The sequence below is a fragment of the Sinosporangium album genome (assembly GCF_900100605.1).
GTDB lineage: Bacteria > Actinomycetota > Actinomycetes > Streptosporangiales > Streptosporangiaceae > Sinosporangium > Sinosporangium album.
In genome coordinates this window covers 168,623-193,548 of sequence record NZ_FNCN01000003.1, presented here as the reverse complement: position 1 = coordinate 193,548, position 24,926 = coordinate 168,623, and the positions used below count along the sequence as shown (strand labels likewise).

At 69.8% G+C, this 24,926-nt stretch carries 25 protein-coding genes; 8 read left to right on the top strand and 17 right to left on the bottom strand.

Annotated features, from left to right (window positions below; genetic code table 11):
• The first annotated feature begins 2 nt into the window (after positions 1 to 2).
• Together BLQ73_RS04255 and BLQ73_RS04250 are read left to right on the top strand one after the other, a co-directional pair.
• Positions 3 to 377, top strand: a complete 375-nt coding sequence (locus BLQ73_RS04255) for an FKBP-type peptidyl-prolyl cis-trans isomerase (protein WP_093168413.1) — start codon at positions 3 to 5, stop codon at positions 375 to 377.
• Positions 378 to 491: 114 nt separating this feature from the next.
• Positions 492 to 2,018, top strand: a complete 1,527-nt coding sequence (locus tag BLQ73_RS04250) for an ATP-dependent DNA ligase (protein WP_093168411.1) — start codon at positions 492 to 494, stop codon at positions 2,016 to 2,018.
• A gap of 245 nt (positions 2,019 to 2,263) precedes the next feature.
• Here the strand turns inward: BLQ73_RS04250 and BLQ73_RS04245 are convergent, their stop codons facing one another.
• Entirely contained in the window at positions 2,264 to 2,809 is a 546-nt protein-coding gene (locus tag BLQ73_RS04245; RefSeq protein ID WP_245690783.1) for a DUF1707 and DUF4870 domain-containing protein, read from the bottom strand.
• A gap of 246 nt (positions 2,810 to 3,055) precedes the next feature.
• On the opposite strand from BLQ73_RS04245, the gene BLQ73_RS04240 reads away from it, so the two are divergent.
• On the top strand, positions 3,056 to 3,400 hold the full coding sequence (locus BLQ73_RS04240; RefSeq protein ID WP_093168408.1) for a hypothetical protein: 345 nt from the start codon (positions 3,056 to 3,058) through the stop codon (positions 3,398 to 3,400).
• A gap of 352 nt (positions 3,401 to 3,752) precedes the next feature.
• Here the strand turns inward: BLQ73_RS04240 and BLQ73_RS04235 are convergent, their stop codons facing one another.
• The 8 genes from BLQ73_RS04235 to BLQ73_RS04200 all read right to left on the bottom strand — a co-directional run bounded on the left by BLQ73_RS04235 (position 3,753) and on the right by BLQ73_RS04200 (position 10,923).
• Positions 3,753 to 4,511 (bottom strand): hypothetical protein, encoded by a 759-nt coding sequence (locus BLQ73_RS04235; protein ID WP_143020115.1) that lies wholly within the window; start codon positions 4,509 to 4,511, stop codon positions 3,753 to 3,755.
• A 414-nt stretch (positions 4,512 to 4,925) separates the two neighbouring features.
• Positions 4,926 to 5,495 carry a DUF6309 family protein gene (locus tag BLQ73_RS04230; RefSeq protein ID WP_093168404.1) on the bottom strand — a complete coding sequence of 190 codons (570 nt, stop codon included), beginning with the start codon at positions 5,493 to 5,495 and terminating at the stop codon, positions 4,926 to 4,928.
• 132 nt (positions 5,496 to 5,627) lie between these two features.
• A complete protein-coding gene (locus BLQ73_RS04225; protein ID WP_093168403.1) occupies positions 5,628 to 6,740 on the bottom strand; it encodes a DUF4192 domain-containing protein in 1,113 nt (370 codons plus the stop codon).
• 35 nt (positions 6,741 to 6,775) lie between these two features.
• Positions 6,776 to 7,585 (bottom strand): EI24 domain-containing protein, encoded by an 810-nt coding sequence (locus BLQ73_RS04220; protein WP_093168401.1) that lies wholly within the window; start codon positions 7,583 to 7,585, stop codon positions 6,776 to 6,778.
• A 17-nt stretch (positions 7,586 to 7,602) separates the two neighbouring features.
• Positions 7,603 to 8,202: a Maf family protein gene (locus BLQ73_RS04215; RefSeq protein ID WP_093168399.1), complete on the bottom strand. Its 600-nt coding sequence runs from the start codon at positions 8,200 to 8,202 to the stop codon at positions 7,603 to 7,605.
• Between the two features lie 205 nt (positions 8,203 to 8,407).
• Positions 8,408 to 8,926, bottom strand: a complete 519-nt coding sequence (locus tag BLQ73_RS04210; RefSeq protein WP_093168397.1) for a DUF937 domain-containing protein — start codon at positions 8,924 to 8,926, stop codon at positions 8,408 to 8,410.
• 141 nt (positions 8,927 to 9,067) lie between these two features.
• The gene (locus tag BLQ73_RS04205) at positions 9,068 to 9,592 is read right to left on the bottom strand and encodes a MarR family winged helix-turn-helix transcriptional regulator (RefSeq protein ID WP_093168395.1); all 525 of its coding nucleotides are present in this window, start codon (positions 9,590 to 9,592) and stop codon (positions 9,068 to 9,070) included.
• Positions 9,593 to 9,624: 32 nt separating this feature from the next.
• A complete protein-coding gene (locus BLQ73_RS04200) occupies positions 9,625 to 10,923 on the bottom strand; it encodes a M50 family metallopeptidase (RefSeq protein WP_093168393.1) in 1,299 nt (432 codons plus the stop codon).
• Positions 10,924 to 11,125: 202 nt separating this feature from the next.
• On the opposite strand from BLQ73_RS04200, the gene BLQ73_RS04195 reads away from it, so the two are divergent.
• Complete coding sequence (locus BLQ73_RS04195; RefSeq protein WP_093168391.1) at positions 11,126 to 11,731, top strand: response regulator transcription factor; 606 nt, start codon at positions 11,126 to 11,128, stop codon at positions 11,729 to 11,731.
• A 2-nt stretch (positions 11,732 to 11,733) separates the two neighbouring features.
• Here the strand turns inward: BLQ73_RS04195 and BLQ73_RS04190 are convergent, their stop codons facing one another.
• The 5 genes from BLQ73_RS04190 to BLQ73_RS04170 all read right to left on the bottom strand — a co-directional run bounded on the left by BLQ73_RS04190 (position 11,734) and on the right by BLQ73_RS04170 (position 19,524).
• Positions 11,734 to 13,428: an ATP-binding cassette domain-containing protein gene (locus BLQ73_RS04190; protein WP_218125616.1), complete on the bottom strand. Its 1,695-nt coding sequence runs from the start codon at positions 13,426 to 13,428 to the stop codon at positions 11,734 to 11,736.
• The gene (locus tag BLQ73_RS04185; protein ID WP_093168389.1) at positions 13,425 to 15,197 is read right to left on the bottom strand and encodes an ATP-binding cassette domain-containing protein; all 1,773 of its coding nucleotides are present in this window, start codon (positions 15,195 to 15,197) and stop codon (positions 13,425 to 13,427) included. Before BLQ73_RS04185 ends, BLQ73_RS04190 begins: the two co-directional genes overlap by 4 nt.
• A 164-nt stretch (positions 15,198 to 15,361) precedes the next feature.
• Positions 15,362 to 15,472 carry a SapB/AmfS family lanthipeptide gene (locus tag BLQ73_RS34915; protein WP_094029608.1) on the bottom strand — a complete coding sequence of 37 codons (111 nt, stop codon included), beginning with the start codon at positions 15,470 to 15,472 and terminating at the stop codon, positions 15,362 to 15,364.
• Positions 15,473 to 15,475: 3 nt separating this feature from the next.
• Complete coding sequence (gene lanKC / locus BLQ73_RS04175; protein WP_218125615.1) at positions 15,476 to 18,127, bottom strand: class III lanthionine synthetase LanKC; 2,652 nt, start codon at positions 18,125 to 18,127, stop codon at positions 15,476 to 15,478.
• A 281-nt stretch (positions 18,128 to 18,408) separates the two neighbouring features.
• On the bottom strand, positions 18,409 to 19,524 hold the full coding sequence (locus tag BLQ73_RS04170) for a PP2C family protein-serine/threonine phosphatase (RefSeq protein ID WP_093168385.1): 1,116 nt from the start codon (positions 19,522 to 19,524) through the stop codon (positions 18,409 to 18,411).
• Positions 19,525 to 19,643: 119 nt separating this feature from the next.
• Here BLQ73_RS04170 and BLQ73_RS04165 point away from each other — a divergent pair, with 119 nt between their 5' ends.
• Positions 19,644 to 20,873 (top strand): GNAT family N-acetyltransferase, encoded by a 1,230-nt coding sequence (locus BLQ73_RS04165; RefSeq protein WP_093168383.1) that lies wholly within the window; start codon positions 19,644 to 19,646, stop codon positions 20,871 to 20,873.
• 68 nt (positions 20,874 to 20,941) lie between these two features.
• Positions 20,942 to 21,124, top strand: coding sequence for a hypothetical protein (locus tag BLQ73_RS04160; protein ID WP_093168381.1), 183 nt, complete (start codon positions 20,942 to 20,944; stop codon positions 21,122 to 21,124).
• Positions 21,125 to 21,281: 157 nt separating this feature from the next.
• Here BLQ73_RS04160 and BLQ73_RS04155 read toward each other — a convergent pair whose 3' ends face one another.
• On the bottom strand, positions 21,282 to 21,749 hold the full coding sequence (locus BLQ73_RS04155) for a ribose-5-phosphate isomerase (RefSeq protein WP_093168379.1): 468 nt from the start codon (positions 21,747 to 21,749) through the stop codon (positions 21,282 to 21,284).
• Positions 21,750 to 21,848: 99 nt separating this feature from the next.
• On the opposite strand from BLQ73_RS04155, the gene def reads away from it, so the two are divergent.
• Positions 21,849 to 22,337: a peptide deformylase gene (gene def, locus BLQ73_RS04150; RefSeq protein ID WP_093168378.1), complete on the top strand. Its 489-nt coding sequence runs from the start codon at positions 21,849 to 21,851 to the stop codon at positions 22,335 to 22,337.
• Here def and BLQ73_RS04145 read toward each other — a convergent pair.
• Positions 22,280 to 22,723: a hypothetical protein gene (locus tag BLQ73_RS04145; protein ID WP_143020114.1), complete on the bottom strand. Its 444-nt coding sequence runs from the start codon at positions 22,721 to 22,723 to the stop codon at positions 22,280 to 22,282. The two genes, def and BLQ73_RS04145, sit on opposite strands and share 58 nt — an antisense overlap.
• Positions 22,724 to 22,878: 155 nt before the next feature.
• Here BLQ73_RS04145 and BLQ73_RS04140 point away from each other — a divergent pair, with 155 nt between their 5' ends.
• On the top strand, positions 22,879 to 23,451 hold the full coding sequence (locus tag BLQ73_RS04140; RefSeq protein ID WP_093168374.1) for a hypothetical protein: 573 nt from the start codon (positions 22,879 to 22,881) through the stop codon (positions 23,449 to 23,451).
• 7 nt (positions 23,452 to 23,458) lie between these two features.
• On the opposite strand, the gene BLQ73_RS04135 is transcribed toward BLQ73_RS04140, so the two are convergent.
• Positions 23,459 to 24,865, bottom strand: coding sequence for an aldehyde dehydrogenase family protein (locus BLQ73_RS04135; RefSeq protein WP_093168372.1), 1,407 nt, complete (start codon positions 24,863 to 24,865; stop codon positions 23,459 to 23,461).
• Positions 24,866 to 24,926: the final 61 nt, after the last annotated feature.

Below are 24,926 nucleotides of genomic sequence, written 5' to 3'. Positions count from 1 at the left end.
ACGTGGCTCTCGACAAGCCCGAGATCGATTTTCCCGAGGGCGCCCCGCCCAGCGAGCTGGAGATCACCGACATCGTCGTCGGTGACGGAGCCGAGGCCAAGCCCGGTCACAACGTCACCGTGCACTACGTCGGCGTCTCCTTCTCCACGGGCGAAGAGTTCGACGCCTCCTGGAACCGCGGCGAGGCGTTCGAGTTCCCCCTCGGCGCAGGACGCGTCATCGCAGGCTGGGACCAGGGCGTGGCGGGCATGAAGGTCGGCGGCCGCCGTCGGCTCGTCATCCCGCCCCACCTCGGCTACGGCAACCGCGGCGCCGGCCGGGCCATCAAGCCCGGCGAGACCCTGATCTTCGTCGTAGACCTGCTCGGCGTAGCCTGAGCCCCGGTGGCGGCGGCCCACCCGCCGCCACCCCACGATCGGCCGGCGGGCCGCCTCGCGGCCGGTACAGCGTGCCGCGGGCGCGTGATATGTACTCTGCGGCACGATGGCAGGGTGTTGCTGATCGACGTGGCCAGAGTGTCGGATATGGTCGCCCGCACGTCTGCGCGGCTGGGCAAAATCGGCCATCTCGCTGAGTTACTCGGCCGGGTTCCGCCGGCGGAGGCGGAGATCGCCATCGCGTACCTCTCGGGCGAGCTGCCGCAGCGGCAGATCGGGGTCGGGTGGCGCACGCTCCAGGATGTACCGGAGCCGCGCCAAGTGGCCACGGCGACGCTGGCGGAGGTGGACGAACGCCTGACGGCGATCAAGGCCCAGGTGGGGCCGGGCTCGCACGCGGCGAAGAAGGCATCCGTCGCCGAGCTGCTCGGCGGGGTGACCAGGCAGGAGCAGACTTTCCTGCTGAGGCTGCTCCACGGCGAACTCCGGCAGGGCGCCCTGGAAGGGGTGATGATCGAGGCGGTGGCCAAGGCCGCCGGGGTGCCCGCAGCCGAGGTACGGCGGGCGCTCACGGTGCGCGGTTGGCTGCCCGCCGTCGGTGCGGCGGCCCTCGCCGGCGGTGTCGAGGCGCTACGCGGTTTCACCCTTGAAGTGGGCCGTCCGGTGGCCCCCATGCTGGCCCAGAGCGCCGCGGACGTCGCCGCCGCCCTCGCGAAGGTCGGCGTGCCGGCCGCGTTGGAGTGGAAGCTCGACGGCGTGCGCATCCAAGTGCACAAGTCCGGCGGCACCGTGGCCGTCTTCACCAGGACACTCGACGAGATCACCTCGCAGGTGCCCGAGGTCATCGAGGCGGCGCTCACCCTGCCGGCACGCGAAGCCGTACTCGACGGCGAGGCCATCGCCCTCCGCCTCGACGGCCGTCCCGAGCCGTTCCAGGTGACCGCAGCACGCGTGGCGAGCCGTACGGATGTCGCCTCCGCGCGTGCGACCACGCCGCTGACAGCGTTCTTCTTCGACCTTCTGCGCCTCGACGGCCGCGACCTCCTCGACCTGCCCGGCGCCGAGCGCTTCGCCGCCCTCGAAGCCTCGCTCCCGGCCTCACTTCTCATCCCCCGCCTCGTCACGGACGTTCCCGCGGAGGGCGAGGCGTTCTTTCGCGATGCCGTACGGCACGGCCATGAAGGCGTGGTCGTGAAATCCCTGGCCGGTCCTTACGCGGCGGGTCGGCGCGGTGCGGGATGGGTCAAGGTCAAGCCCCGGCACACGCTCGACCTTGTCGTACTCGCCGCCGAATGGGGCCACGGGCGGCGGCAGGGCAAGCTCTCCAACCTGCACGTGGGCGCACGCGACCCTGAGACCGGCGGATTCGTCATGCTGGGCAAGACCTTCAAGGGCCTTACCGACGCGCTGCTCACGTGGCAGACGGCTCGTTTCCTGGAACTGGCCATCGGCCCCACCGATTCCTGGGTCGTCACCGTGCGGCCGGAGCTCGTGGTGGAGGTCGCCTTCGACGGCGTGCAACGCTCTCCCCGCTATCCCGGTGGCATGGCGCTGCGCTTCGCCCGCGTTCTCCGCTACCGCCCCGACAAACGCCCCGACGAAGCCGACACCGTGGACACCGTACGCGCGCTCATGCCGTGACCCGCCTCTCGGGAAAACGGTCAGCCCCGCTCCTTGAGGCGCACGCGGCCCTCAGCCGAGTAACCGCTCACTTCGAAAGGCACCCGCACGGACCTGCCCATGCCGACGGCTGCACAGCGGTTCTCGCAGCTCAGCAGGCCCGACCGGAGAGAAAAGGCGTACGCCTTTCACCAGCGTGAACGGTCACCGCGTCGAGGCCGCCCCACCTCGAGCGCGGTCCGGAGGCGGCACCGGAACGGGAAAGCCTATTTGACCAGCCGGACGGTCAGCGGGTATCGGAACTGGCCTTCCGTCATCGCGCTCACTCCGGCCACGGCGGACAGGACGTAAGCGCCTAGCCAGACGAACGGGACGACGACCATACCGACAATGGTGATGGCGAGAACGATGCTCGCTCCCAGAACGGTGAGCTGGAAATTCAACGCCTCGACAGCATGCTTGCGAATGTAGGGCGAGGTCCTGCCCGCGGTCGCCATGAGGACCAACGGGCCCACGATCATCAAACCCAGGAAGGGCAGCAGATGGGCGGCACCCGCACCGACGCGGTCGCCGGAGTCGCGGGCGGGAGCGTCGTATGGAGGTGGTGCGGCGAAGGGCGGGGGCTGGCGCAAGGGAGGGTACATGCCGTACAAATCCGTCATAATCGGCACAAGATCTCCGTGAACACGGGCGGTCGCCGCGCGGTGCAACCTGTCGTCGAACTCCTCCTTGGTCAGCCGGCCCTCGGAGTAGGCCACGGAGACATGTTCGATGACCTGGTTGCGGTCCTCGTTACTGACACGGAGGTCCAAGTGTGAGACCGGTGAGCCGGGGAACTGGTACGCACCTCCATGAGGAGTCACTCGTTGGCCGCGCCGTGGGGGTGTGCCATGCGGTCGTACCGGGCCTGCCATGGATGATCCAGACCTTTCGTCAGCCTTATATCTCCCGCTTCATACTTATCAATGACCCTAGCTCGGTCCATCCGGACAAACCCTGAGTCCACCCCGACTAGTTGCGTCCGCGCTTCGGGGGCGCCAAGGAGGTATACAAGTGGCATGAGATGGCGCGATCGCTATGGAATACGGCGCCTTCGCGGGCCCAGAGTTGCCAAGTTCGACCGTGCCGTCACGGATGACGACATCGAAGCGCTCATCGCCTTCGCCAAGTCGCGCCGTGGCGTCGAGTTCTACGTAGAGCCCGAAACGTTCGCCACCAACACGACAGCCGTCGCCGTCGCCCACGACGGCGAATGGACGCGCCGCAGGGTCGGAGCTCCCTCCGTGATCCACAAGGTGGCGCGCGACCTCGCCCTTCCCGTCTACGACGTCCAGCTCACCGGTTATCCCCAGCGCATGCGCGACTACAACGAACGCCAGAAGCGCGAAGAACAAGAACCCTGACGACAACGACTCCCGGGACGGCAGGCACGGGCTTCTCCGCTCACCACACCGCCTGACCTCGTGTCTCCTGACACCGCCTTCCATCCCGGGGGGCGTGTTCGCACGCCCGACACATGCGCAACCCGATCAGTGCCTCCGAACCCGGCCCCGGCCCTCGGAGAGTAACCGATGCACGCCACCGCGACCCGCTCCGCTCCTCACGGACCCGCCCGTCCCGCGAACCCGGCGACGTGCACGTCTCCCAGGGGCGGGTGACGCGCATCAGGAGCATGCTCCGGGGGTCGCGGTGGACCGCAGCCGTGACGGCAGGGAGGCATGACACTCCGAGCCCCGCGCTGCATCGAGCGCTTCGTCACAGGCCCAGCGCCTTGCGCGCGGCGGTGGTGGCCGTTCTGAGGTAGGGGGTGAGATCGCCTTGCCAGTTGTGCGTGTAGACCGTCACCACCAGACCGCCCGCCCGCGCATGCGCAAGGCCAGCCGAGAAGTTGAGATCGGATTGGCCTCTTTCCGTGGCCTTGACGCTCCAGTTCACCGCCAATGCCTCATCCGCCTCAACTCCCTGTGGGGAAGGCTGCATTCCGTATCCCTCGGCCACCTTCAAACCCTCCGTTGTGTACACAAAGGAATGACACTGCTCGTATGCGTGACGCAGGTGCCGCACCCTCGCTGCCGAGCGTGCCGGACTGTCCAGCGACACGACCACACTGATGATCCGCTCCTCTGAGTCGGAGAAGCTTCCGGCAACGGAATGCGGCGACTTCGCCTTGGCGGACATCCACGTGAACTGCGGCTTACCGGCAGGACAATGCTCGGCCACCCCACTGCCCAAGAAATCCTGGAAATACTCATCCTTGCGCAGGGACTCGGTGTCGAACTTCCAGCCCGCCCCCAGCGCCGGCGGCTTGGCGAGCGCTCTGGAGAATGCCTTCGTGGTCTCCGGAAGAGTATCGGGCAGCGAATCCCGTTCAATCTCCAAAGACTTGGCGGCCTCACCGCTCTTTGACGACTCGGCCGAAGGCGACGGCACGCCGCCCCCCGTAGCGTTTGCACAGCTCGTTAACATCACCATTGCAAGGATCGCACACATCAATGCTCGATCGGTCTTGATCACGGCACCTATTACACTGTGGATACCGGGAATCGGCACAGATTTTCGGATTAAAACTCCGTCGCCGCCATAAAGCCTCCTGAACTAACGACCCGTCCCAATGTCGCTCCGGGTCGAACAATGCCGTGGTCACCTGCCTGAACATCTCACAATGATGCGTTGACGACAGCACGTGCGGGCGGGGGGGACAACGAAGAACGCGACGTGACCGCCCCGCACACACAGCGGCGGCGTGAGCTCACGGCCGCCGACCGACCAGGGCACCGTCCGTTCCTCCCCTGTGCCTGTGAAGGCGTGACCACGGTCACCCGCACCACCCTGCGCCGCACCGGCGACACTGCCCTGGCACATCTCAACTCATCGGAAACCCCGGTCGGTAACGAGCAAACAGCCAGTCCACCGCATACGACACGCTACTTACGTGACCGTGTCCGAGGCGGGAGAGGCGGGACCAGCCGGCGGCGGGTTCTCCGGGGCCCCGGCGAGGTATGCCTCGACCGTGTGGTCGTCGGAGAGCCGCCCCCAGAGTTCCCAGGCGATCATCCTGTGCAGGCCGTCGAGGTGGATGAGCCCCCGCCGGACGGCGAGTTCCTCGTAGTCCACGCCCTCCACAGGCTCGACGCTCAGGTAGAGCGGGCTGAACGGCGCCGTGGCCTGCCACTGGAGTTTGGCCCAGCAGACGGGGTTCAGTGTGGCGTATTCCTCCCCCTGGGCCCGCACGCGGGCGACGGCTTCCGCGACCGGCATGCCCGGCTTGGGAATGAGCGGGCCTTCGCCTCCTTCGCTTTCGTGCCAGGGCAGGATCACGCTGAGAACGTCGTGCCGGTTGAACAGCACCCGGTTCCAGGTGCCCAGCAGTCGGTCGGCGTTTTTCAGATGGCCTTCGGCGTCGTCGTTGGTGTTGAACTCGTGTTCCCGGTCACGAGGGTGTGCCTCGTGAAAGTGCCGTAGCACCGTGTCGAATGTGACCTTCGCATCCAGTTTCATGGCAACCGTTCCGTCGACCTGACTTGTTCAATGAAGGGCTGACATCTCCAATGAAGTGGCATGCGGCGCACGCGGCGCCGACGGCCCACCGGGACGCACGGCTCCCATGCCCGCAAGGATGAGGCCCGGCCATCACGTTTCTCCCCCGGGCCGGAAGGCGAGCCTGGCCGGATCGGTCAGCTCGACCACCGGGAGCAACCACGAGAACCGCGGAGCGCCCATCTCCTTGTCGAGGTCTTCGGGCCGCGGCATGCGGTCGCGGAGGACCGTGGGCGGCAGCATCTGGCAGAGCGCGTGCATGAGCAGGTTGGCCATCGAGTAGTCAGGGTCGATCCTCAGGGCGTGCTCCAGCGCGATGCCCGCCATGGCACAGTCGCCTCTGCGCCAGGCGGTCATGGCGAGCAGTGAGGCGGCCGGCGGCACGAATGCGGGCTCAAGCCTGCGGGTGAGGTCTTTCCACAGCGTGAGGTGCGCCTGCTCGGTGTCGTCGTCTATCAAGGTCCATGCCTCGTCTCGGAGGCGGATCACCGCGAGGTCGAGGCCGAGCCGTGCGGCCTCCTCGTCGTCGAGTGGGGTGCCGGAGCCCGCGGACCCGATCGCGGACCGCACCCTGGCGAGGCCGACCGCCACGAACTCGGCCGCGAACTCGTCGGGCCGAGGGTGGGTGGCCAGGCGGCCGCGCAGCTCCGCCGTGATCGACGCGGTGGTCTCGCGCATGGCGGCGCGGGCGACCGGGTCGATCTCGCCGGTGATCGACCGCTCCAGCGTCGCCCGGTCGGGCAGCGCCACGAGCCCGCCGACGGTTGCGTGGGCGGCGACCGAGCTCACCGTGGGGTCGAACGGGGTGCCGTCGACGGGACAGCACTCGGCCGTCTCGCAGATATAGGACCAGTAGCGACGCCCTTCGGTGCGCAGGGCATCGCACACGGCGATGCCCGCGGTGCGGGCGAGCTCGCGCATGGCGTCGACGGCCGGGGTGACCAGTGCGCCGGGTCCGTAACCGACCACGATGACCTGACTGATCCCCTCCCGCTCCAGGAGCGGCAGGAGGGCGCCGAGCCCGTCGGGAGGCAGTGGCAGGTCCCAGCGTGTGGTGAGGCACAGGTGCGTCTGGGGCGGCGTGCCGGTGAGCCCGATCACGACGAGGCTCTCGGCGGGGTGGAACCCCACGAGGTAGGGGACGGCGACGAGGACGTCGGTGGGTGAGGAGAGGAGCAGCCTGGGAGCCGCCGTGGTGGTCGTCATGGTCGGCAAGCATGCCGCCCCCACCACGGCCTCCGTTACACCGAGCGACGTTCTGTGGACAGCGAGTAATCTGTGGACGACTCGGGGGCGGCCCGATGGGCGGGCAGCATCCGGGTGCGCACCATGACGGCCGCCCCCGCGACCGCCGCGGGCATGGCGACTACGGAGACGATCGGGACGATGAAGGCCACAAAGGCCGCGACTCCAAAGCCGAGCGCCGAGCTTCTGCTGGACTTCAGCACGCGGAAGCGCTCCTTCCTCACCATTCCCCGGCGCTCCAGCGACACGGTCGTGAGCTCCACGGTGAGGAAGTATCCGCTGACCAGCGCCGCGAGCACGGGGATCACGGTCTGCCCGACTATGGGGATGAACCCCATGAAGAACAGCGGAACCGTGAACATCAACACGTAGCCAAGCGTGATCAAACCGTCGGCGATCGACCGGGGAAGGGCCCGCCACCATGGGGTGTCGTCGCTCTCGGCAACCGCGCCGAAGGACTCGTCCACCTTCTCCGACAGCTTCTCGTAGAAGGGCTCGCCTATCACCAGGGTCACGGTCACGAAGGTCACCATGGCCAGGCCGAGACCCGCCACGACCACGACGACGGCCAGGACGGCCCTCGTGCCGCTTCGGACGCCCTCACTCCAGCCGTCGGCGAAGGGCGTCAGGAAGGCGGCGATGTCGACGGACCTGGTGACCAGGTAGATCAGCGCGAACACGTAGAAGACCGATGCGACGAGGGCGGGGATGAGCCCGAACAGCCACCACCTCGGGTGGCGGGCGACCCATCCGACGCCCTGAAAGAAATATCCGATGCCGCCGATGAACGCGCGCAGATGACCCATGTCCGGAAGGCTAATGCTCAAACGGTCTCCGCGTGCCACAGCGTCGGCACGGTGTATCCGAGGGCGCCGAAGAGCCGGCGCAGCAGAGGAAGCGAGATCCCGAGCACATTGCCGTGGTCGCCGTCGATGCCTTCGACGAACCATCCGCCCAGCCCGTCGAGGGTGAAGGCACCGGCGACCCGCAGAGGCTCTCCACTCGCGACGTAGGCCGAGATATCAGCATCCGTCGGTTCGCCGAACCTGACCGCCGTCGACCCCACGGCGGCCTCCTCCCGCCCGGTGGCCGCCTCGATGACGCAGTGCCCGGTCAGCAGGTGGCCGGTCTTCCCCCGCATCGCCCGCCAGCGGGCCACGGCCTCCTCGGCCGAGGCGGGCTTGCCGTACGGCCTGCCGTCCAGGGCGAGCACGGAGTCGCATCCGATCACCAGCCCGGCGGCGATGTCGCGGGCGACGGCCCGCGCCTTGGCGCGTGCGAGGGCCAGGCACAGGTCGTTCGGCGTGGGCGCGCTGACCGCGTCCTCATCGACGCCGCTGACGATCACTTTGGGGTCGAGGCCCGCGCTGCGCAGCAAGGCCAGGCGGGCGGGAGAGGCTGAAGCAAGAACAATCTCGGGCACGCCTCAGCCTAACGGGCACGTGGCCGCCGGCGACTCTCACAGTCGGCGACCGCTGCCCTCGGGCGCCCGGGTCCCACCCAGCCGGCGCTCGCCGTACACGGCGTCCGGCTTACTCCCGCCTGCCTGGGGACCACGAGACCCAGGGCGACCGGTCAGGCGCCTCCTACCGGCGGGGAACCGCACCGGGAGACGCCTGCCGGTGGCTTCACCGGGCCGGGGTGGACGCGCTCACCGCGTCGGGCGGCCGTTCGGCCTCGGGCGAAGGGCCCCGGAGGGCGCCCTCACCGGCTCTTCGGCGAGGTGCGGCACCGGCGACGGGCGGCTGCCGCCCGAGATCTCGGGCGATCGTCCCGGCGTCGGTGTCACGCTCCGCGGCGCGGCGGACGAGCGTCGACATGACCAGGGGAGCCGGCGCCATCGGCACCCTCGGCATGTCTCCGGACCTCGACCCGTGGGCCTGCGGGATCTTCTGCGCCGCCGCCACGGTGCCACGCCCGCCGAGGGCGCGGTCGAGGCGGCCGGTGAGGACGCGCCGCGGCGCGCTCGCGCCTTCGGGGTCGGCGGTGTTGTGGGCCATGTCCCCCACGCCTCCCACGAGCGTGCCGAGGGACGCCGTGACCGCTTCGGTCGCCGACGGGGCGTCGGCGCCGGGCAGCACGGCGATCTGCCGGAGTCCGCGCTCACCGAATTGAGCGAGGACTCCATCCTGCAGTGACTGGCTCACAATGCTCCCCCTGAAGTGCGGCCTTCCATAAGGCGAATTCACAATCTTCTACGCAATTCCCGCAAAAGTGGACATTCCCCAACACGATTCGGAATAGCGCCACATATTGGCCAATTCACCCCAAAGCACGGCGCGACCGCATTATTCGCTCGCGCGGTCCCCCTCACCGGACAGCGCCTCGGTGATCACCGCATCGAGGCGGTCGAGGTCGGGGGGCCGCGCGGCGGACGTCTCCGCGAACCTCGCCAGCAGCGTCGCGAACCGCTCCCTGTCCTCCTCCGACCAGTCGGCGAGCAACCCGTCGACATGCTGCCGCCGGTAGCGCGAGACGGCGTCGAGCACCCGCCGCCCGACGGCGCTCGGCACGAGCCGGGCGCGCCGCGCGTCGACCTGCGACTCCTCCCGGTCCACGAACCCGGCGCCGACCGCGTCGTTGACGAGCCGGCTCGCGGTCGAGGGGTCGACGTCCATGTATTCGGCCACCGCGCCGACGGTCACCTCCGGCAGCTCATGGCCGAGTTGCCGGACGGCGCCCACCACCATGAGGTTGGACATCTGGACCGGGCGCCCCGCGTCCCCGATCCTGCGCGGACGCAGCGGCCGCGCCCACATCCTGCGCAGGCGGAACAGGGCGGCGTCGATGACCGCCCCCGCCGTAGTCTCCACAACCGTCAGCGTACGGCTCCGCCACCCCGCGCTCAGCCGAACAGCCTGACAGGATTGACCAGGTCGGCGTACATCAGCAGACCGGCCATCACGATCATGACGAAGGCCATCGCGTAGGTCAGCGGGAGCGCCTTGGCGATGTCCACGTAGCCGGGGGCGGGCCGACGCAGGACACGCGCGTAGGCGCGCTTGAGCCCCTCCCAGAGGCCGCCCGCGATGTGCCCGCCGTCGAGGGGGAGCAGCGGGATCAGGTTGAACAGCCCGATGGCCAGGTTGAACCCCGCGAGCAGCGTGACGAAGGCCGAGAGCTTGGACTCCACGGGCGCCGGCGCCGAGGCGATCTCACCGCCGATGCGGCCCGCGCCGAGGATGCCGATGGGGCCGTTGCGGTCGCGCTCCTCGCCGGAGAAGGCGGCCTCCCACACCCCCACCATCTTCTCGGGTAGGCGCACGATCGACTCGGCGGTCCGGGAGGTGAGGTCCCACATGTGCACGGCCACGGCCCCGATGCCCTGCCGTTCGACGGCGATCTCGGGCTTGAGCCCGAGGAAGCCCGCCGTCTCGATCTTGTTGGGGTCGTCGAGCGAGCGGACCTGCTGGGCGATCAGCGTGATGTCGACGTCCATCTGGCGGCCGTCCCGCTCGATGCGCACGACCGCGGGGCCCGCGCCGTGGGCGCGGATCGCGCGCTGGGCGTCCTCCCACTTCGTGACGGGCTTGTTCTGGAAGGCGACGATGCGGTCGCCCGCCTTGAGCCCGGCGATGGCGGCCGGGGTGCGCTGGTCGGCCGGAGTGCACTCGCGCGCCTGGGCGTTGGCGGGGACCACGCACTGGTTGACCTCACCGATGACGGTCTTGGTCACCTCAACGCCGAACCCCATGAGCACGACCGCGAAGAGGATGAAGGCCAGGACGAAGTTCATCGCCGGCCCGGAGAACATGATGATGACCTTCTGCCACCAGGGTTTGCGGTAGAAGACGCGGTTCTCGTCACCGGGCCGGATCTCCTCCAGCGAGACCTCGCGCGCCGTGTCGATCATGCCCTGCCAGGGGCCGGTGGAGACGTTGCGCAGTTTGGCGGGGTCGTCGCTCGGGCGCGGCGGAAGCATTCCGATCATCCGGATGTAGCCGCCGAAGGGGATCCATTTGATCCCGTATTCCGTCTCGCCCTTGCGGCGCGACCACATCGTGGGGCCGAAACCCACCATGTATTGCGTCACCCTGACGCCGAAGATCTTGGCCGGGACCAGGTGGCCGACCTCGTGGAGCGCGATGGACGCCATCAGCCCGATGAGGAAGAGGACGATCCCTGCGACGAAGAGCCAGCTCATCTATGTATACCCCCGGCGGGTAAAACGTGATCGGGAGGCACTGTGCCCGCCTCAAGGCTAACCGTTGGGTGCCGTGGTCCGATCACCTCCAGGTCTCCAAATGAACAACCGACTTGCCTAGGCTTTATTAAAAAGAGACACTCCGTTGACAGTCAGCAGTCGTTCGATCACCCTGCGACGCATGATCGCAAGAGGAGCGAGCTTGATCCGGGTTCTGGTTGCCGAACATCTGCCCCTGATGAGACGAGGTCTCGTCTGTTCCCTGGAATGCGAGCCGGATCTCGACGTGGTGGCCGACGTCGCCAGCGCGGAGGACATCGTGCCGGCCGCACTCACCCACGAACCGGACGCCGCCGTGATCGGCCTGAACCTCCCCGGCACAGATGGCCTCACCGCCGCCGTCCGCCTGCAGGAGAAGATCCCGAGCTGCCGTGTGCTCGTGCTGTCCGCCCAGCCCAGTCCCGGCCAGGTCCGCCGGGCCCTCACCACGCCCGTGCTCGGCTTCATGAGCCTCGACATCGATCCCGAGGAGCTCGCCGACGGGGTGCGCAGGGTCGCCGCGGGCCGCCGCGCCGTCGACTCGGACCTCGCGGTGGCGGCGCTCGAGTCGGCCGATAACCCGTTGACCCGGCGCGAGGTGGACGTGCTCCGCATCGCCGCGCAGGGCGCCGGCTCGTGCGAGATCGCCGAGCAGCTGTTCTTATCGGTCGGCACGGTGCGCAATCACTTATCCCGCATCATGTGCAAAACGGGAGCGCGCAACCGTGTCGACGCAGTACGCATCGCCTCCGATTCGGGATGGATCTGAGGCTAGCCTCTCCAATGCCCGGAGAGGTCGCGATACAACGGGGAGCTGTGCAGCAGGTCGGCGTGACCGCCGACCTCGGCCGAGATGCCGTCCAGTACCAGCGTCCGGCGGGCGCGCAGGGCCGAGCTCATGCGGTGGGCGATGACGATCAACGTGCCCGGACGGGCCGCCATGGCGGCCTCGGCACGCGCCTCCGCCGCGGCGCCGAGGTGACAGGTCGCCTCGTCCAGAATGACGATCCCCGCCGGTGACAGATAGGCCCTGGTCAGGGCGATGAGCTGGCGGCGCTCCGCCGAAAGGCGCGCCGGTTCGACACGCTCCGCGAGCCCCTGAGGTACGGCAAGGCCGACGATCTCCGCCGCCTCCTCCATCCGCCGGTCGCTCGCCGTCGGCCGCAGGTAGCGCAGATTGTCCGCCAGAGAGCCGGTGAAGACATACGCCTCCTGCGGGATCAGCACCCGGCGGCGGGGCAGAGCGTCGGGGTCGAACTCCCCCAGCGGCCTCCCTCCCAGCGTGATCTCGCCCCCGCCGGGGGTGAGCAGCCCCGCGAGAAGCGCCGCCAAGGTCGACTTGCCGATGCCGCTCGGACCCACCACGGCGAGATGGTCGCCCTCGGGGATGCGCAGGTCGAGATCGCGCAGGACGGGTTCGGCGGCGGGGCCGTACGCGAACGTCAGCCTGCGGACCACCAGGTCGTCCCGCCGCGGCGGGCGGACCGGTGCGGGCGGGGGCGGCGGCTCCGGGGGGATCGCGGTGGTGGCGAGGAGCCGGTCGGCCGTGACCGCCAAGCGCAGGCCGGTGCCGCCGAGGCCCGTGACGAGGCCGCGCAGGGCGGGCTGCACGCCGTACAGAACGAAGATCATCGCGCCGAGCACCTCCCCCGCCGTGGCCCCGCCGCCGAAGAGCCCGGGGACGGCGAACAAGAGCAGCACGATCGGCAGCCAGCCGCCCACCGCGGTGCTGAGGGTCGCGGCCGAGGTCAGCGCGGCGACGCGCCGGGCGGCGCGGGCCTGGGCGTCCACGACACGTCCTGCCCGCGTGGCCGCGCCGTTCTCGGCCCCGGCCGCGACGATGTCGCGTACCGAGTCGACGACCATGCCGATCTCGGACGCCACGTCCTCGTCGGCGAGCACCAGTGCCCGCTGGCGGCGGGCCAAGACGAGCACCAGCCGTACGAACAGCGCCACGGCGACCAGCACCGGCACGGCGACCAGGGGGACGGCCGCGGGAAGAAGTGTGACCAGCCCGGCGACCACGCCGGCGATGGTGAAGGCGAAGTCGCGCACCACCATGATGAGACCGGCGAAGGAGTCGCGGACAAGTTCGACCTGCTGGGTCAGCCGGGCGACGACCGCCGTGTCCGGTCTGGCCCCCTGGCCTTGGGCGGCCTGGTGGAGCGTGCCGGTGACGACCCTGCGCACGAGGGCGTCGCGGAGGGGTTCGGCGATCGCGCCGAGTCGCGGCACGATGCGCCCGAGGGCGAACGCGCTGAGCCCCGCCGCGACCGCGAACAGCCCGAGGTAGGCGAAACCGGTCAGGGGTCTGCCCTGTGTGAAGCCCTCGTCCAGCGCACGCGCCACGGCGTGCCCGGAGATGAACGCCGGCGCCGACTCCAGCACAGACCATAGGGCGATCGCCGCATAGTGACGCCGGCCGGTGCGGTAGGACACGCGCAGAAGGAGCGCGACCCCGCTCACCGGCCCTCCCGGAGCGCGCCCGACTCGACACGCGGCTCGACACGCGGCTCGACACGCGGCCCGGCACGCGCCTCGTCGCGAAGATCACCACACGGCTCGCCGGTGAACACCGCGCGGTACTCGGGGTCGCTCCACAGGTCCCGGTGCCGGGCCACGGCGTGGATACGCCCGTCCCGCACCCAGGCCACGCGGTCGGCCCGGGCCGCCGCGGCGGCCCGCCGCGCCACCACCAACCGCGTACGGCCGCGCAGGTCGGCGGCGATGGCCTGGCTCACCTGGAGCTCGGTAACGGTGTCCAGACTCGACGTGGCGTCGTCGAAGATCAGTAGTCGGCCGGGGTGTGCGAAGGCCCGGGCCAGGCCGAGCCGCTGCGCCTCGCCGCCGGACATCGGCGCGTCGCGCGCCGGAGTGTCGTAGCCGCCGGGCAGCCTCGCCACAAACGCCTCGGCGCGTGCCGCCCGCGCCGCCGCGCGCACGGTCGCCTCGTCGACCGGCAGCCCGTCCGGGCCGAGTGCGATGGCGTCGCGCAGCGTGCCGCCGAGTAGGGCGGGCCGTTCGAAGGCGTAGCCGACCGCGCGGCGCAGCGCCTCCCGCGACAGGTCGCGCAGCGGCACGCCGTCGAGTGTGACCCGGCCCGCGTCGGGGTCGGCCAGGCGGCCCGCTAGGGCCGCGACGAGCGACAGCTCCGGGCCGTGGGCGCCGACCAGGGCGAGCGTGGTGCCGCCGGTCACGGTCAGGGTCACGTCGCGCAGCACGCCGCCGGCGGCCACGCCGCGGAACTCCAGCGTTCCGGCGCCCGGCCCGTCGAGGCGGCGCGAGCCGTACTCCACCGTGGGATGGGCGAGGACCTCCGCCACCCGTACGGCGGCGCCCCGCGCTCGGGCGAGCCGGTTCAGGTAGCCGAGGACCGCGCCGAACCCGCCCGCGAGCACCGCGTAGCGGCCTGCGGCCACCATCTCCCCCGCGCTGATGTCGCCGCGGGCGAGGCAGAACCCCGCCACGGCGAGCACGGCGATCTCGGTGAGCGGCCCCAGCAGGGCCGTCTTGATGGAGATGTCCCGTTGCACGCGCCACATGTCGTCCCCGTGGGCACGGAGCCCGGGCAGTACCGCGAGCACGCGGTCGGCCTCCTGTGTGCGTGTGCGGGCGGCGGCGATGGTGCGTGCCCCTGCGAGGGCTTCGAGAAGGAGCCCGGCGAGGGTCCCTTGGACGCGCTGGTATGCCGCCACGAGGTCGGAGGCGTCCCGGACGAAGGCGCGGAGCAGCGCCACGGTGCAGAGGCTGCCGATCAGGAAGGTGAGGCCGAGCCTCCAGTCGAGAACGAACAGCAGGACGGCCGCCCCGGCCGCGGGGATCACCTCGGTGGCGCCCAGGACCACGGCGGGCGGGGCGTGGCCGGTTTCGTCGGCGTTGCCGGTGGCCCGCGCGACGAGGTCGCCGGAGCCGAAGTGCCGGGGCGCGGCGGGCCCGGCGCCGAGAATACGGCGGACCAGGCGGTGCCGTACATCCGCGACGACGGCGACCCTGCCGGCGCCTGAGGCGAGTTCGGACAGCGCCTCGCCCACCACGGCCAGCGCGACGAGCGCGGCGCAGACAGCGAACCACGGGGAGCCCGCGTCGCGGTCCAGCGCGCTGTCGAGGGCGGCGCCGAGCGCGAGCGGAAGGGACAGTTCGGCGACCGCGCCCGCCAGGGACGATACGGCCAGGAGCGCGGTCCATCGCCCGGATCCGCGGATGAGTCCGGCCAGCAGCCGGTCTGCGTCGCGCACGCTCGTCCCGCCTCTCGTCCACCCGTTCGGCCGACCGTTCGCCGGACGCCTGCCCGGCCCTTCTCCTGTCACGTACGGCATGAGCCGACACGGACGGTCCGATACGTGAGCCCGGGACCGGGGGAATCATCCACCCCGGTCCCGGGCCCTTTTCGGAATCGCTCTTAGCAGATGAGCAGGCTCAGCCAGCTGCCACCGCCGCAGCCGCGGCTGTAGTGGCTACGGCCGCCACCGGGAGCCTCACTCTCCATGCCCTGCAGGTCGAGAAGCGCCATTTCCTACACCTCCGTGTGTGAATGGTTGTTGCCCCTGAGTTGCTCCGCCGTCGCCGAGGGGGCCAGGAAAGGCAGCGTCGCCGCCTTTTCCCCCAACGCGGCGCCTACCGCCAACAGCACTCCGGACGTACCGGTGGCGAGGTCCATGGACAGGCGCAGAAGCTGCTCGCCCGGGAAGGCCAGGTGGCCTTCGAACGCGAGGGCGTGCCAGCCGAGCGCCCGCAGTTGCCGCCGGGCCTCGGCCCCGCCGTCTTCCGGCCGGTTCGCGGCCAGGTAGGCGAGGATGCCCGCGCGGCCGGTGAACAGGCCGGATTGGATGTAGAAGGGTGAGTGCGCGGCCCCGTCGAGCGCGGGCAGCGCGGGCGCGGGGAGGGCGTCCGGGCGGTGCCGCAGGTATTCGCGGAGCACCCACGCGATCCCCACGCTCCCCCGGTCGAGGTAGGGCATGGTGCGCCACCCCTCGTTGACCAGGAGGGATCCGTCGTCCTGCAGGGAGCACCTGCGCAGGTCCTGCCTGATCGCCACCTCAGCCAGGTCGAGCAGTCCGGCGTCGCCGGTCCGCTCGTACAGCCGGATGAAGAACAGGGCCGGTCCCGACGAGCCGTTCATCAGCCCCGCGTAGGGTCCCGTGCCTCCGCTGACCTCCGGCACGTCGTCGGGGCCGCCGAGCCGCGACGCGATGAGATCGGCCGTCTTCAGCGCGTCGGCCAGCAGACCGCCGTCGCCGGTCGCCCGGGCCAGGTGGGACAGGTTGAGGCCGATGCCGGCGAGGCCGCCGAACAGGTCGGGCCCGAGGGTCTCCCACCGTTCCCGCGACACGATCTCGACCAGGTCCATCGCCTCGGTCGTGTAGCCGAAACGCGCCAGCGCGTAGGCCACGCCGTGCAGCCCCTCGTAGAAGCCGAGGCGGCTCCCCGGGCCGGGGTTGAGCGCACGCTCGACCAACCACTTCTCGTGGTCGGGGAACCGCCCGGCGCCGGTGGCGTCCAGGGCGTAGAGCACACCGGCCGCTCCGAAGGCGAGGTTCAGGCCGCCGGTCGAGAACTGCCCGATGTCGCCGGGGAAGAGACGGTCGTCGCGTTCCGGTGTGGCGGAGGCGAGAACGGCGGCCCGCATCGACGCGCGCAGGCCCGGCCAGGGTTCGCCGCCGGCCGCCGCCTCGCGCCATGCCGTACGGCGGGGCCGAGCGTCGGGCGCGATGACCCGCACCGCGTCCTCCATGTCCTCCACGAAGTCCGCGGGGACGGGGAAGTTCTCCACGATGGCGTCGGCCAGTTCGGCGGCCTTGCCACGGTCCATCAGGAAGAGGTCGGTCAGGGGCAGGAAGAGCGACAGCCGCAGGCATGCCAGCGCGTAGCGGTCGATGTCGGTCCCCGTGGTCCCCGCCGGGGCGGCGAACGCCGGGTTGGCGAGACCCATGCGCCCTGCCTTCTCGATGGGCGTGGCCATCTCGAAGTCGATCAGGGTGATGGATCCGTCCGGTCCGACGATGATGTTGCTGAGGTGTACGTCACCGAAGACCAGGCCCCTCGCGTGGATCATGCCGACCGCGGCTTCGACCTCACCGCAGATCCCGGCCGCCCACGCCGCGTAGTCCGCGCGGTCCTGCGCGGGCCTGTCGCCGGCGAGGGGGTAGCGGTCGGCGAAGAGCCGGTTGAGCGGCTCGCCCTCCACGTATTCCATCGCGAGGAAGCGGTGCTCCCCCACGGTGAACGTGTCGAGGAGCCTCGGCACCACGGGCAGGCCGCTGAGCCGGTCGAGGGCCTCGCGTTCGCGTTCGAGCCGGGCCACGGCGTCCTGCCCGGTGAAGTCGAGCCCGGCGTACGGCCTGGCCTCCTTCAGCACCGCCTTCTCCCCCGAACGCCGGTCGGTCGCCAGATAGACGCCGCCGCCGTTGGAGAAGTGCAGGACGCGTTCGATGGTGTAGGGAAGGTCGCCGGTCGTAGTCGCGGTGCGGGCGGCGAGATGCGGGCGCAGGAACTCCGGTGGTTCCACCCATGACGGCATGGTGAAGACCGGTGTGCGCCGATCGGGCACCAGGGTGCCGTCGGGGGCGGTGATGGCCGGCTCGATCACACCTTCAGGCGTCACGCAGTTGCGCTCGACGAACCCGCCGTACCTCACATACAGCGGGCCGTCACCGAAGCGCAGGTCGCTGAGAATGTACGGCCCGGGCCTGCCGGCCAGGATCCCGGAAAGCTCGGTCAGGATCCGCTCGAGTTCGATGTCATCAGCGGGATAAATAGCCACAAGCTTCCCACTTGACCCCCGGTCGGCATATTTCGCATTCTGCATGTGGAAAATATGCCTGCCCCGCAGGAACTTAAAGTCGACACCGCGCGGGACGCAGTAGTCCCACACCGCCTCCAGCACCTCCTCGGCGCCATCCAGACAGGCGGATACATGGATCTTCCACCCCTGGTCCCGCATTGCGCGGGAAGAGCGCCGGTATACCACCCAGTCATCGCTCTCGCCCCGGGTCCAGCCTTCGGGGGCCGGCCTGACGGCGACCGCGAAGTCATTCCGCAGGCCCGGACCCGCGGTCCGCGCCGAGCCGGCGTTCCCACCGCGCGGCGCGGACCGATCCCCCGACGTCACCAGTGAGTCATAGAAGAGCGGGTCCGCGAGGCAATATAGTTCGTAGCGCTTATTCACGATATTTCGCCCCCTTCCGCTCATGTCCGTTTCTCCGGATTTCATTGGGCTAGCTGGAATGAGAATGTCAGGTTGGCCCCAAGGCCGCCAGTGACACAACCCACGGATAAGGCATGACAGTTCACATTCTGAACCGTTTCATCTGTCATTGTTGGGGCATGCGACCAGCATGCCAGCAAGACAGCACAGAACCCGCGAACACATCAGGAAACTAGGATTTCCCATTTCTACGGTACGCAACCAGACAAAAGCAGACCGTACAGAAAATGGACAAACCCAACTTAAGGGCGCCAGATGAGCACCAGAGCGCAGTCGTCGTTATGCCCGGACGACATGGCGTTGACCAGCGCTCGCGCCCCGTGGGTGAACCCCGACGGCAGCAGCCGTTCGGCCTCGCCGAGCAGCTTGTCCAGCCCGGCATCGATGTCGCGCCCCGGCTGCTCGATCAGCCCGTCCGTGTAGAGCAGCAGCGCGTCGCCCTTGCGCAGCACACCCCGGTCGGGCTCGCAGTGGAGGTCGGGCACCACACCGAGCACCACTCCCTTGGCCGTCGCCACCTGCCAGCCGCCGGTGCCCGCGTCGAACTTCACGACCGGCGGATGACCGGCGGAGGTGATCACGTATTCACCCGTCACCAGGTTGAGGCGCAGGTGGACGGCCGTGACGAACCCCTCACCCCCGCGCTGCCTGTGCAGGTAGGTGTTGCAGGCGGGCAGAAAAGCGCTCACCGAGCCGAGCAGGCCGCCGAAGGCTCCGGAGAGCAGCAGCGCCCTGGTGCCGGCGTCGACCCCTTTGCCGGAAACGTCGACCACCGCCACCTCGACGTGGTCGCCGTCGCGCATGGAGACCACGAAGTCACCGCCGAAGGACGAGCCGCCCGCCTGCTTGAGCACAACCTTTTGCCCCCATTCCTTGGGCAGCGGCGGAAGCTCACTTTGGCTTCGCAGCCGGTCGCGCAGTTCGAGCAGCATGGCGTCACCGCGCAGCCCCTGCATCCCGAGCTGCCCTCGGGTACGGGACATCAGCGCGGCGAGCACCGCGGTGAACACGATGGTGGCGAGCAGCCCCGGGCCCACGTCGCCCACCCCGCGCAGGGCGGCGATGTAGACAAGGGCCACGAACTCGGCGCACAGCAGCTTGGCCAGACTGCGCAGGCGCAGCTGAAGTCCGCCGACAAGGGTGACCAGGATCAGCAGGGACGGCGAGGCCCATTGCATCGACACCTTGGCGGCGAGAACGCCGATCAGCAAGGTGAGCACGATGAGCGTGATCAACAGGTTGCGGTCGCGGGCCAGCGGTCCCCTCCGTAAGAAACGCACGATGCGCACCAGGAGCGGGACGCGCACCAGGAACGCACGGAGCCGTGGAGGGAGAAGCGGCGCCGGACGGGAACTCATGATGCGCCTGACTGTATCGGTCTATCCCTTGTTTGGGCAGCCCACTTGACCAACGCCTTGATCATTAAACACGGATATTGGGTGGCCGGACCCCTTTGCCCCCTCATACGGTAAAGCAAATGAGCTACCCGATCCGCCCTATGACCGAATCCGACTGGGACGCCTTCTGTGGCATCTGGGAAGAGGCCTTCAGCTCCCAGATGGCCCCCGAGAACATCGAACGCTTCAGGAAGCTGATCGAGTTGGACCGGACGCTCGCCGCGTTCGACGGCGACCGCATGGTGGGCTGCACAGCCATCTTCAGCTTCGAGATGACCGTCCCGGGGGGTGTCCGGCCCGTCGCCGGCGTCACGGCGGTCGGCGTACTGCCCTCCCACCGCAGACGCGGCGTGCTGTCGGCCTTGATGAAGAGTCAGCTCACCGACCTCTACGAACGGGGCGAACCCGTCGCCGCGCTCTACGCCTCCGAATCCTCGATCTACGGCAGGTTCGGGTACGGCCTCGCCGCCGAGGGCCGCGGGGTCACCATCGACAGCCACCACGCCGCCTTCGGCAGACACGTGCTGACCGACCCCGCGCTACGGCTGCGGGTGGCCGATCCCGCCGAGGCGAGACCGCTCCTGGAGAAGGTCTTCGACAAGGTGCGCGTCACCCGCCCCGGCATGTACGGCCGCAGCCCCGGCCGCTGGGACGACGTGCTCGCCGACGAGGAGTCGGCCCAGCGCGGTATGGGCCCGCTGCGCTGTGTCGTGGTGGAGGACGACACCGCGCCGCGCGGCTACGCGCTGTTCCGTGTGAAGCTTTCGTTCGACGACCACGTCATCGCCGACAGCGATCTGTGGCTGCTGGACCTCTTCGCCACCGACCCGGCGGCCTACGCGGCCACGTGGCGGGCCGTGCTCGACCGCGACCTCGTCGCCCGGGTGAAGGCGCACAGCCGCCCCGCCGACGACCCGATCCAGCATCTGCTCGCCGACCAACGCCGGCTCAAAGCGGTCAACATGGAGGACCTGTGGATCAGGACCGCTGACGTCAGGCGGGCTCTCGCCGCCCGGGCGTACGCCGCCCCGGTGGACGTCGTGATCGAGGTCGAGGACTCGGTATGCCCGTGGAACGCCGGTAGGTGGCGGCTGTCCGCCGACACGTCGGGGGCCGTGTGCGAGCCGACGGTCGACCCGGCCGACGTCACGCTGCCGGTCGCCGCGCTTGGCGAGGTCTACCTCGGCGGACGCTCCCTCAGCCCGTGGAAGGCGATCGGCGCCGCCGACGAGGCCACGACGGGTGCCCTGCGGGCGCTATCGACGGCGATGTCCTGGGACGTCAAGCCCTGGGCCGGACTCATTTTCTGACCAGCGCCCCGGGGCCCGCCGTACGCGAGTCGGGGTCGCGAAGCCGAGCCCCGGGTTAGAGTCCGTGCATGGCCCTGCAGAACATGCAGATCACTGCGATCACCGCGATGCGGGCGCGGGACGTGTCCCGCCCCTCGCAGGAGAACCACGACTTCGCCGAAAGGCGCCCGCTGAGGGATGAGTCGGGCAAGAAGGACCGAAAGGGGGAACGTCCCGAGCGGACGCCCCCCCGCGCATCCCCGCGGGGGTGAACCCGGTGGAGCCCGACATCCCGGTGAGCCCGCGGGGGTGAGCCCGGCGGGCCCGGTGAGCCCGCGGGGGTGAACCCGGTGGAGCCCGGCGGGCCCGGTGAATCCGGTTAACCGGGCCCGCCCGGTGAACCGGGCCCGGTTAGCCCGGGGAGTCCGGCTACGGGAGCGGCGGAAGCTGGCCGATGGTCTCGTAGGCCGCGAGCTGGGCGATGCGCCGACTGTGGCGCTCGGCCCCGGAATACGGCGTCGCCAGGAAGAGCCGCACGAACCGGGTCGCGTCCTCCTCGGAGTGCATCCGGGCCCCGACGCTGATGACGTTGGCGTCGTTGTGCTCGCGGGCGAGCTTCGCCGTGTCGTCGTTCCAGACGAGGGCGGCGCGGATGCCGCGCACCTTGTTGGCGGCCATCTGCTCGCCGTTGCCGGAGCCGCCCAGCACGACGCCGAGGCTTCCCTCGTCACCCGCCACGCCCTCGGCGGCCCGGAGCACGAACGCCGGGTAGTCGTCCTGCTCGTCGTAGACGAAGGGACCGCAGTCGGTCACCTCGTGCCCCTGGTCCTTAAGCCAGGACACCAGGTGGTTCTTCAGCTCGTAGGCCGCATGGTCGGCACCGATGTAAACACGCACGCCTCCAGTCTCCCAGCTTCGCGTGAACAAGCGGACCGCGGCCCCGGCTAGAGTGAGGACCTCACCACCCGTCTGAGCGATTGCCCTGGAGAGCCGTCGATGCGTGACATCCGAGTGATCGGTGACCCGGTTCTGCGCACCCCCGCCGAGCCCGTCGTCGACTTCGACCGCGAGCTCCGGCGGTTGATCGACGACATGTTCCAGGTGATGTACACCGCGAACGGCGTCGGCCTGGCGGGCCCCCAGATCGGCGTGTCACGCCGGCTGTTCGTCTACGACATCAGCAACCGCAAGGGCCATGTGATCAATCCCGTGCTCACGGTCGACGACGAGGAGGAGGTCCTCGACGAGGAGGGCTGCCTGTCGGTGCCGGGCAGGGACACGGGCACACCCCTCTACGCGCCGACGCCGCGGGCGGCGGGCGTGACGGTGACGGGCCTCGACCGGCTCGGCCGTCCGGTGCGGGTGAAGGCGCGCGGCATGCTCGCCCGCTGCTTCCAGCACGAGACCGACCACCTCGACGGCACCCTCTACGTCGACCGGCTCGCCAAGGACGCCGCGCGCAAGGTCCTCCTCCAGGCGAAGTAGCGCCGCACGGGCAGGCCGAGCAGGAAGCCGCCCGCCAGCAGGAGCAGGGCCGACATGATCCACTCGTTGGAGCCGCCGGGGCCGTACACATGGCCTCTGCGGCCGGTGTCGAAGGCGCGGGTCACGGCGCCGGGGGCGAAGGTGTCGCGGTCGCTGCCGTACAACGTGATGTCGGCACGCACGGCGGAGCCGGTGTCGGGCCGAAACTCCCCCTGCCATGAGCACTGCTCATGGCCTGGATGCTGGATACAGGTCACCTCCCGCGCTGTGAAGGTGCCCCAGGCGCCGTCGGCGCGTGCCGCGGCCAGCGCCGGCCCCAGGCCTTGAAATCCGAGAACGACCAGTAGGACGCCAATACCAGCTACGACCATTCCGAATGCGCTCACGCGCGGACGAACGCGGTCTGTGTTCACCATGTGCGGGGTCCTTCACGGTGCTGACTGCGATGGCGAGGCTTTGCTTACGCCAGGTTTGGGGCCGACCACGTAGGGCGACCACCTATCCGGAGAGACGTTCGGTTTTGTCGCACGAAGGGCACAACATGGCGACCCACCCCACCGGACTACCCGCCGCGAGCGGGCTCAACACCAGACACCATCGCACCGCTCTCGGCATATTCCTCATCATCGTCGTGGCCCACTGGGCCGAGCACCTCGTCCAAGCGGTGCAGATCTACGTCCTCGGCTGGCCGCTCGCCGAGGCCCGAGGCCTCCTCGGGCTGCCGTTCCCCTGGCTTGTGACGTCGGAGTGGATGCACTACGGCTACGCGCTGATCATGCTGGTGGGTTTCATCCTGCTCCGCCCCGGGTTCACCGGCAGGGCACGCACCTGGTGGAACATCGCCCTCGGCATCCAGGTCTGGCACCACCTGGAGCACCTGCTGCTCCTGATCCAGGCCCTCACGGGCAACAACCTGCTCGGCCGCCCCGCGCCGACCAGCATCATCCAGCTCCTCGTGCCGAGGGTGGAACTCCACCTCTTCTACAACGCGATCGTCTTCGCGCCCATGGTCGTGGCCATGCTCCTGCACCGCAGACCGCACGAGGCCGAACGGGCGGCGATGCGCTGCTCGTGCGCGTCGGTGCCCGTCCGGCTGATCCGCGGCGCGACCTGAGCGGCCGTCAGAACTGGAGCGACTTCAGCTCCAGGAACTCCTGGAAGCCGTAGTCCCCGAGCTCGCGACCGAGGCCCGACTGCTTGTATCCGCCGAACGGCGCGAGCGGGTTGAACCGGCCCCCGTTGATCGCGACCTGTCCGGTGCGCAGCCGCCGGGCCACGGCCACCGCGCGCTCCTCGCTCGCCGACCACACCGCGCCGGCCAGGCCGTACGGCGTGCCGTTGGCGATGGCGACGGCCTCCTCCTCGCGCAGATAGGGAACGATGCAAAGGACCGGACCGAAGATCTCCTCCTGCTCGATGACCATCCCGGGCGCGACCCCGGCGAAGATCGTCGGCTCGACGAAGAACCCCTTCGGGAACGGGCGCTCGGTGCCGCCGCACACCAGCCGCGCGCCCTCCTCATGGCCCCGGTTGATGTAGCGGACGACCCGGTCGCGCTGCTCCTTGGAGACCAGCGGGCCGAGCCGCGCGCCCTCGTCGAACGGCCCGCCGAGGGGGTATTCCGCGGCGGTGGCCACGGCCAGGCGGACGGCCTCGTCATACTGGTCCCGGTGCACGATCATGCGCGACCAGGCCGAGCAGCTCTGTCCGGAGTTGACGAACGCGTTGGCCACCCCCGCCTTGACGGCGGCCTTGAGGTCGGCGTCGGGGAGAACGATATTGGCGGATTTGCCGCCGAGTTCGAGCGCGACCCGCTTGACGGTCTCCGCGGCCAGGGCGCCCACCCGGCGTCCCGCCCTGGTCGAGCCGGTGAAGGACACCATGTCCACCCCGGGGTGGGTCGCGATGGCCTCGCCCACCACCTCCCCCCTGCCGCTCACGAGGTTGAACACCCCGGGCGGCAGGCCCACCGCGTCGAAGACGTCCGCCAGCTCGTAGGCGGCCAGCGGCGCGACCTCGCTCGGCTTGAGCACGACCGTGCAGCCCGCGGCGAGGGCCGGAGCGACCTTGCAGACGACCTGGTGCAGCGGGTAGTTCCAGGGCGTGATCGTGCCGACGACGCCGACGGGCTCCTTGAGGACGCGCGAGTTGCCCACGCGTCCGGCCTCGCCGTCGTGGGCCTGCGCCGTACGCGCGTAGAAGTCCAGGACATCGGCCGGGCCGAGCGTGTGGATCTTCAATGCCTTGGCGTACGGCGCGCCGAGGTCGGTGGCGATGACACGGGCGACGCGCTCGGCGCGGTCGCGGAGCAACCGGGCCGCGGCGGCGAGGATCTCGGCCCGGTCGGCGGGCGGGGTGGCCGCCCAGGCGGCGAAGGCGGCCTGCGCCGCGGCGACGGCGGCCTCCACATCCGTGGGGGTTCCCGCGGGCACGCGGTCGACGATCTCCTCGGTGGCGGGGTCGACGATGTCGATCCCTTCGCCCGAGGTGGACGGCACCCAGGCTCCGTTCAGGTAAAGATGGCGCATTGTCCCCCATCCTCCGTTCGCTGAGGCGTCATGTGGCGAACGAAGTTGCTCATCACGTGAC

Coding starts and splice junctions, on each gene's coding strand:
- def (WP_093168378.1), top strand. CDS start 21,849: ATGCGTGACATCCGAGTGATCGGTGACCCGGTTCTGCGCACCCCCGCC.
- BLQ73_RS04220 (WP_093168401.1), bottom strand. CDS start 7,585: ATGGGTCATCTGCGCGCGTTCATCGGCGGCATCGGATATTTCTTTCAG.
- BLQ73_RS04165 (WP_093168383.1), top strand. CDS start 19,644: ATGAGCTACCCGATCCGCCCTATGACCGAATCCGACTGGGACGCCTTC.
- BLQ73_RS04160 (WP_093168381.1), top strand. CDS start 20,942: ATGGCCCTGCAGAACATGCAGATCACTGCGATCACCGCGATGCGGGCG.
- BLQ73_RS04170 (WP_093168385.1), bottom strand. CDS start 19,524: ATGAGTTCCCGTCCGGCGCCGCTTCTCCCTCCACGGCTCCGTGCGTTC.
- BLQ73_RS34915 (WP_094029608.1), bottom strand. CDS start 15,472: ATGGCGCTTCTCGACCTGCAGGGCATGGAGAGTGAGGCTCCCGGTGGC.
- BLQ73_RS04200 (WP_093168393.1), bottom strand. CDS start 10,923: ATGAGCTGGCTCTTCGTCGCAGGGATCGTCCTCTTCCTCATCGGGCTG.
- BLQ73_RS04230 (WP_093168404.1), bottom strand. CDS start 5,495: ATGAAACTGGATGCGAAGGTCACATTCGACACGGTGCTACGGCACTTT.
- BLQ73_RS04240 (WP_093168408.1), top strand. CDS start 3,056: ATGAGATGGCGCGATCGCTATGGAATACGGCGCCTTCGCGGGCCCAGA.
- BLQ73_RS04225 (WP_093168403.1), bottom strand. CDS start 6,740: ATGACGACCACCACGGCGGCTCCCAGGCTGCTCCTCTCCTCACCCACC.
- BLQ73_RS04140 (WP_093168374.1), top strand. CDS start 22,879: ATGGCGACCCACCCCACCGGACTACCCGCCGCGAGCGGGCTCAACACC.
- BLQ73_RS04135 (WP_093168372.1), bottom strand. CDS start 24,865: ATGCGCCATCTTTACCTGAACGGAGCCTGGGTGCCGTCCACCTCGGGC.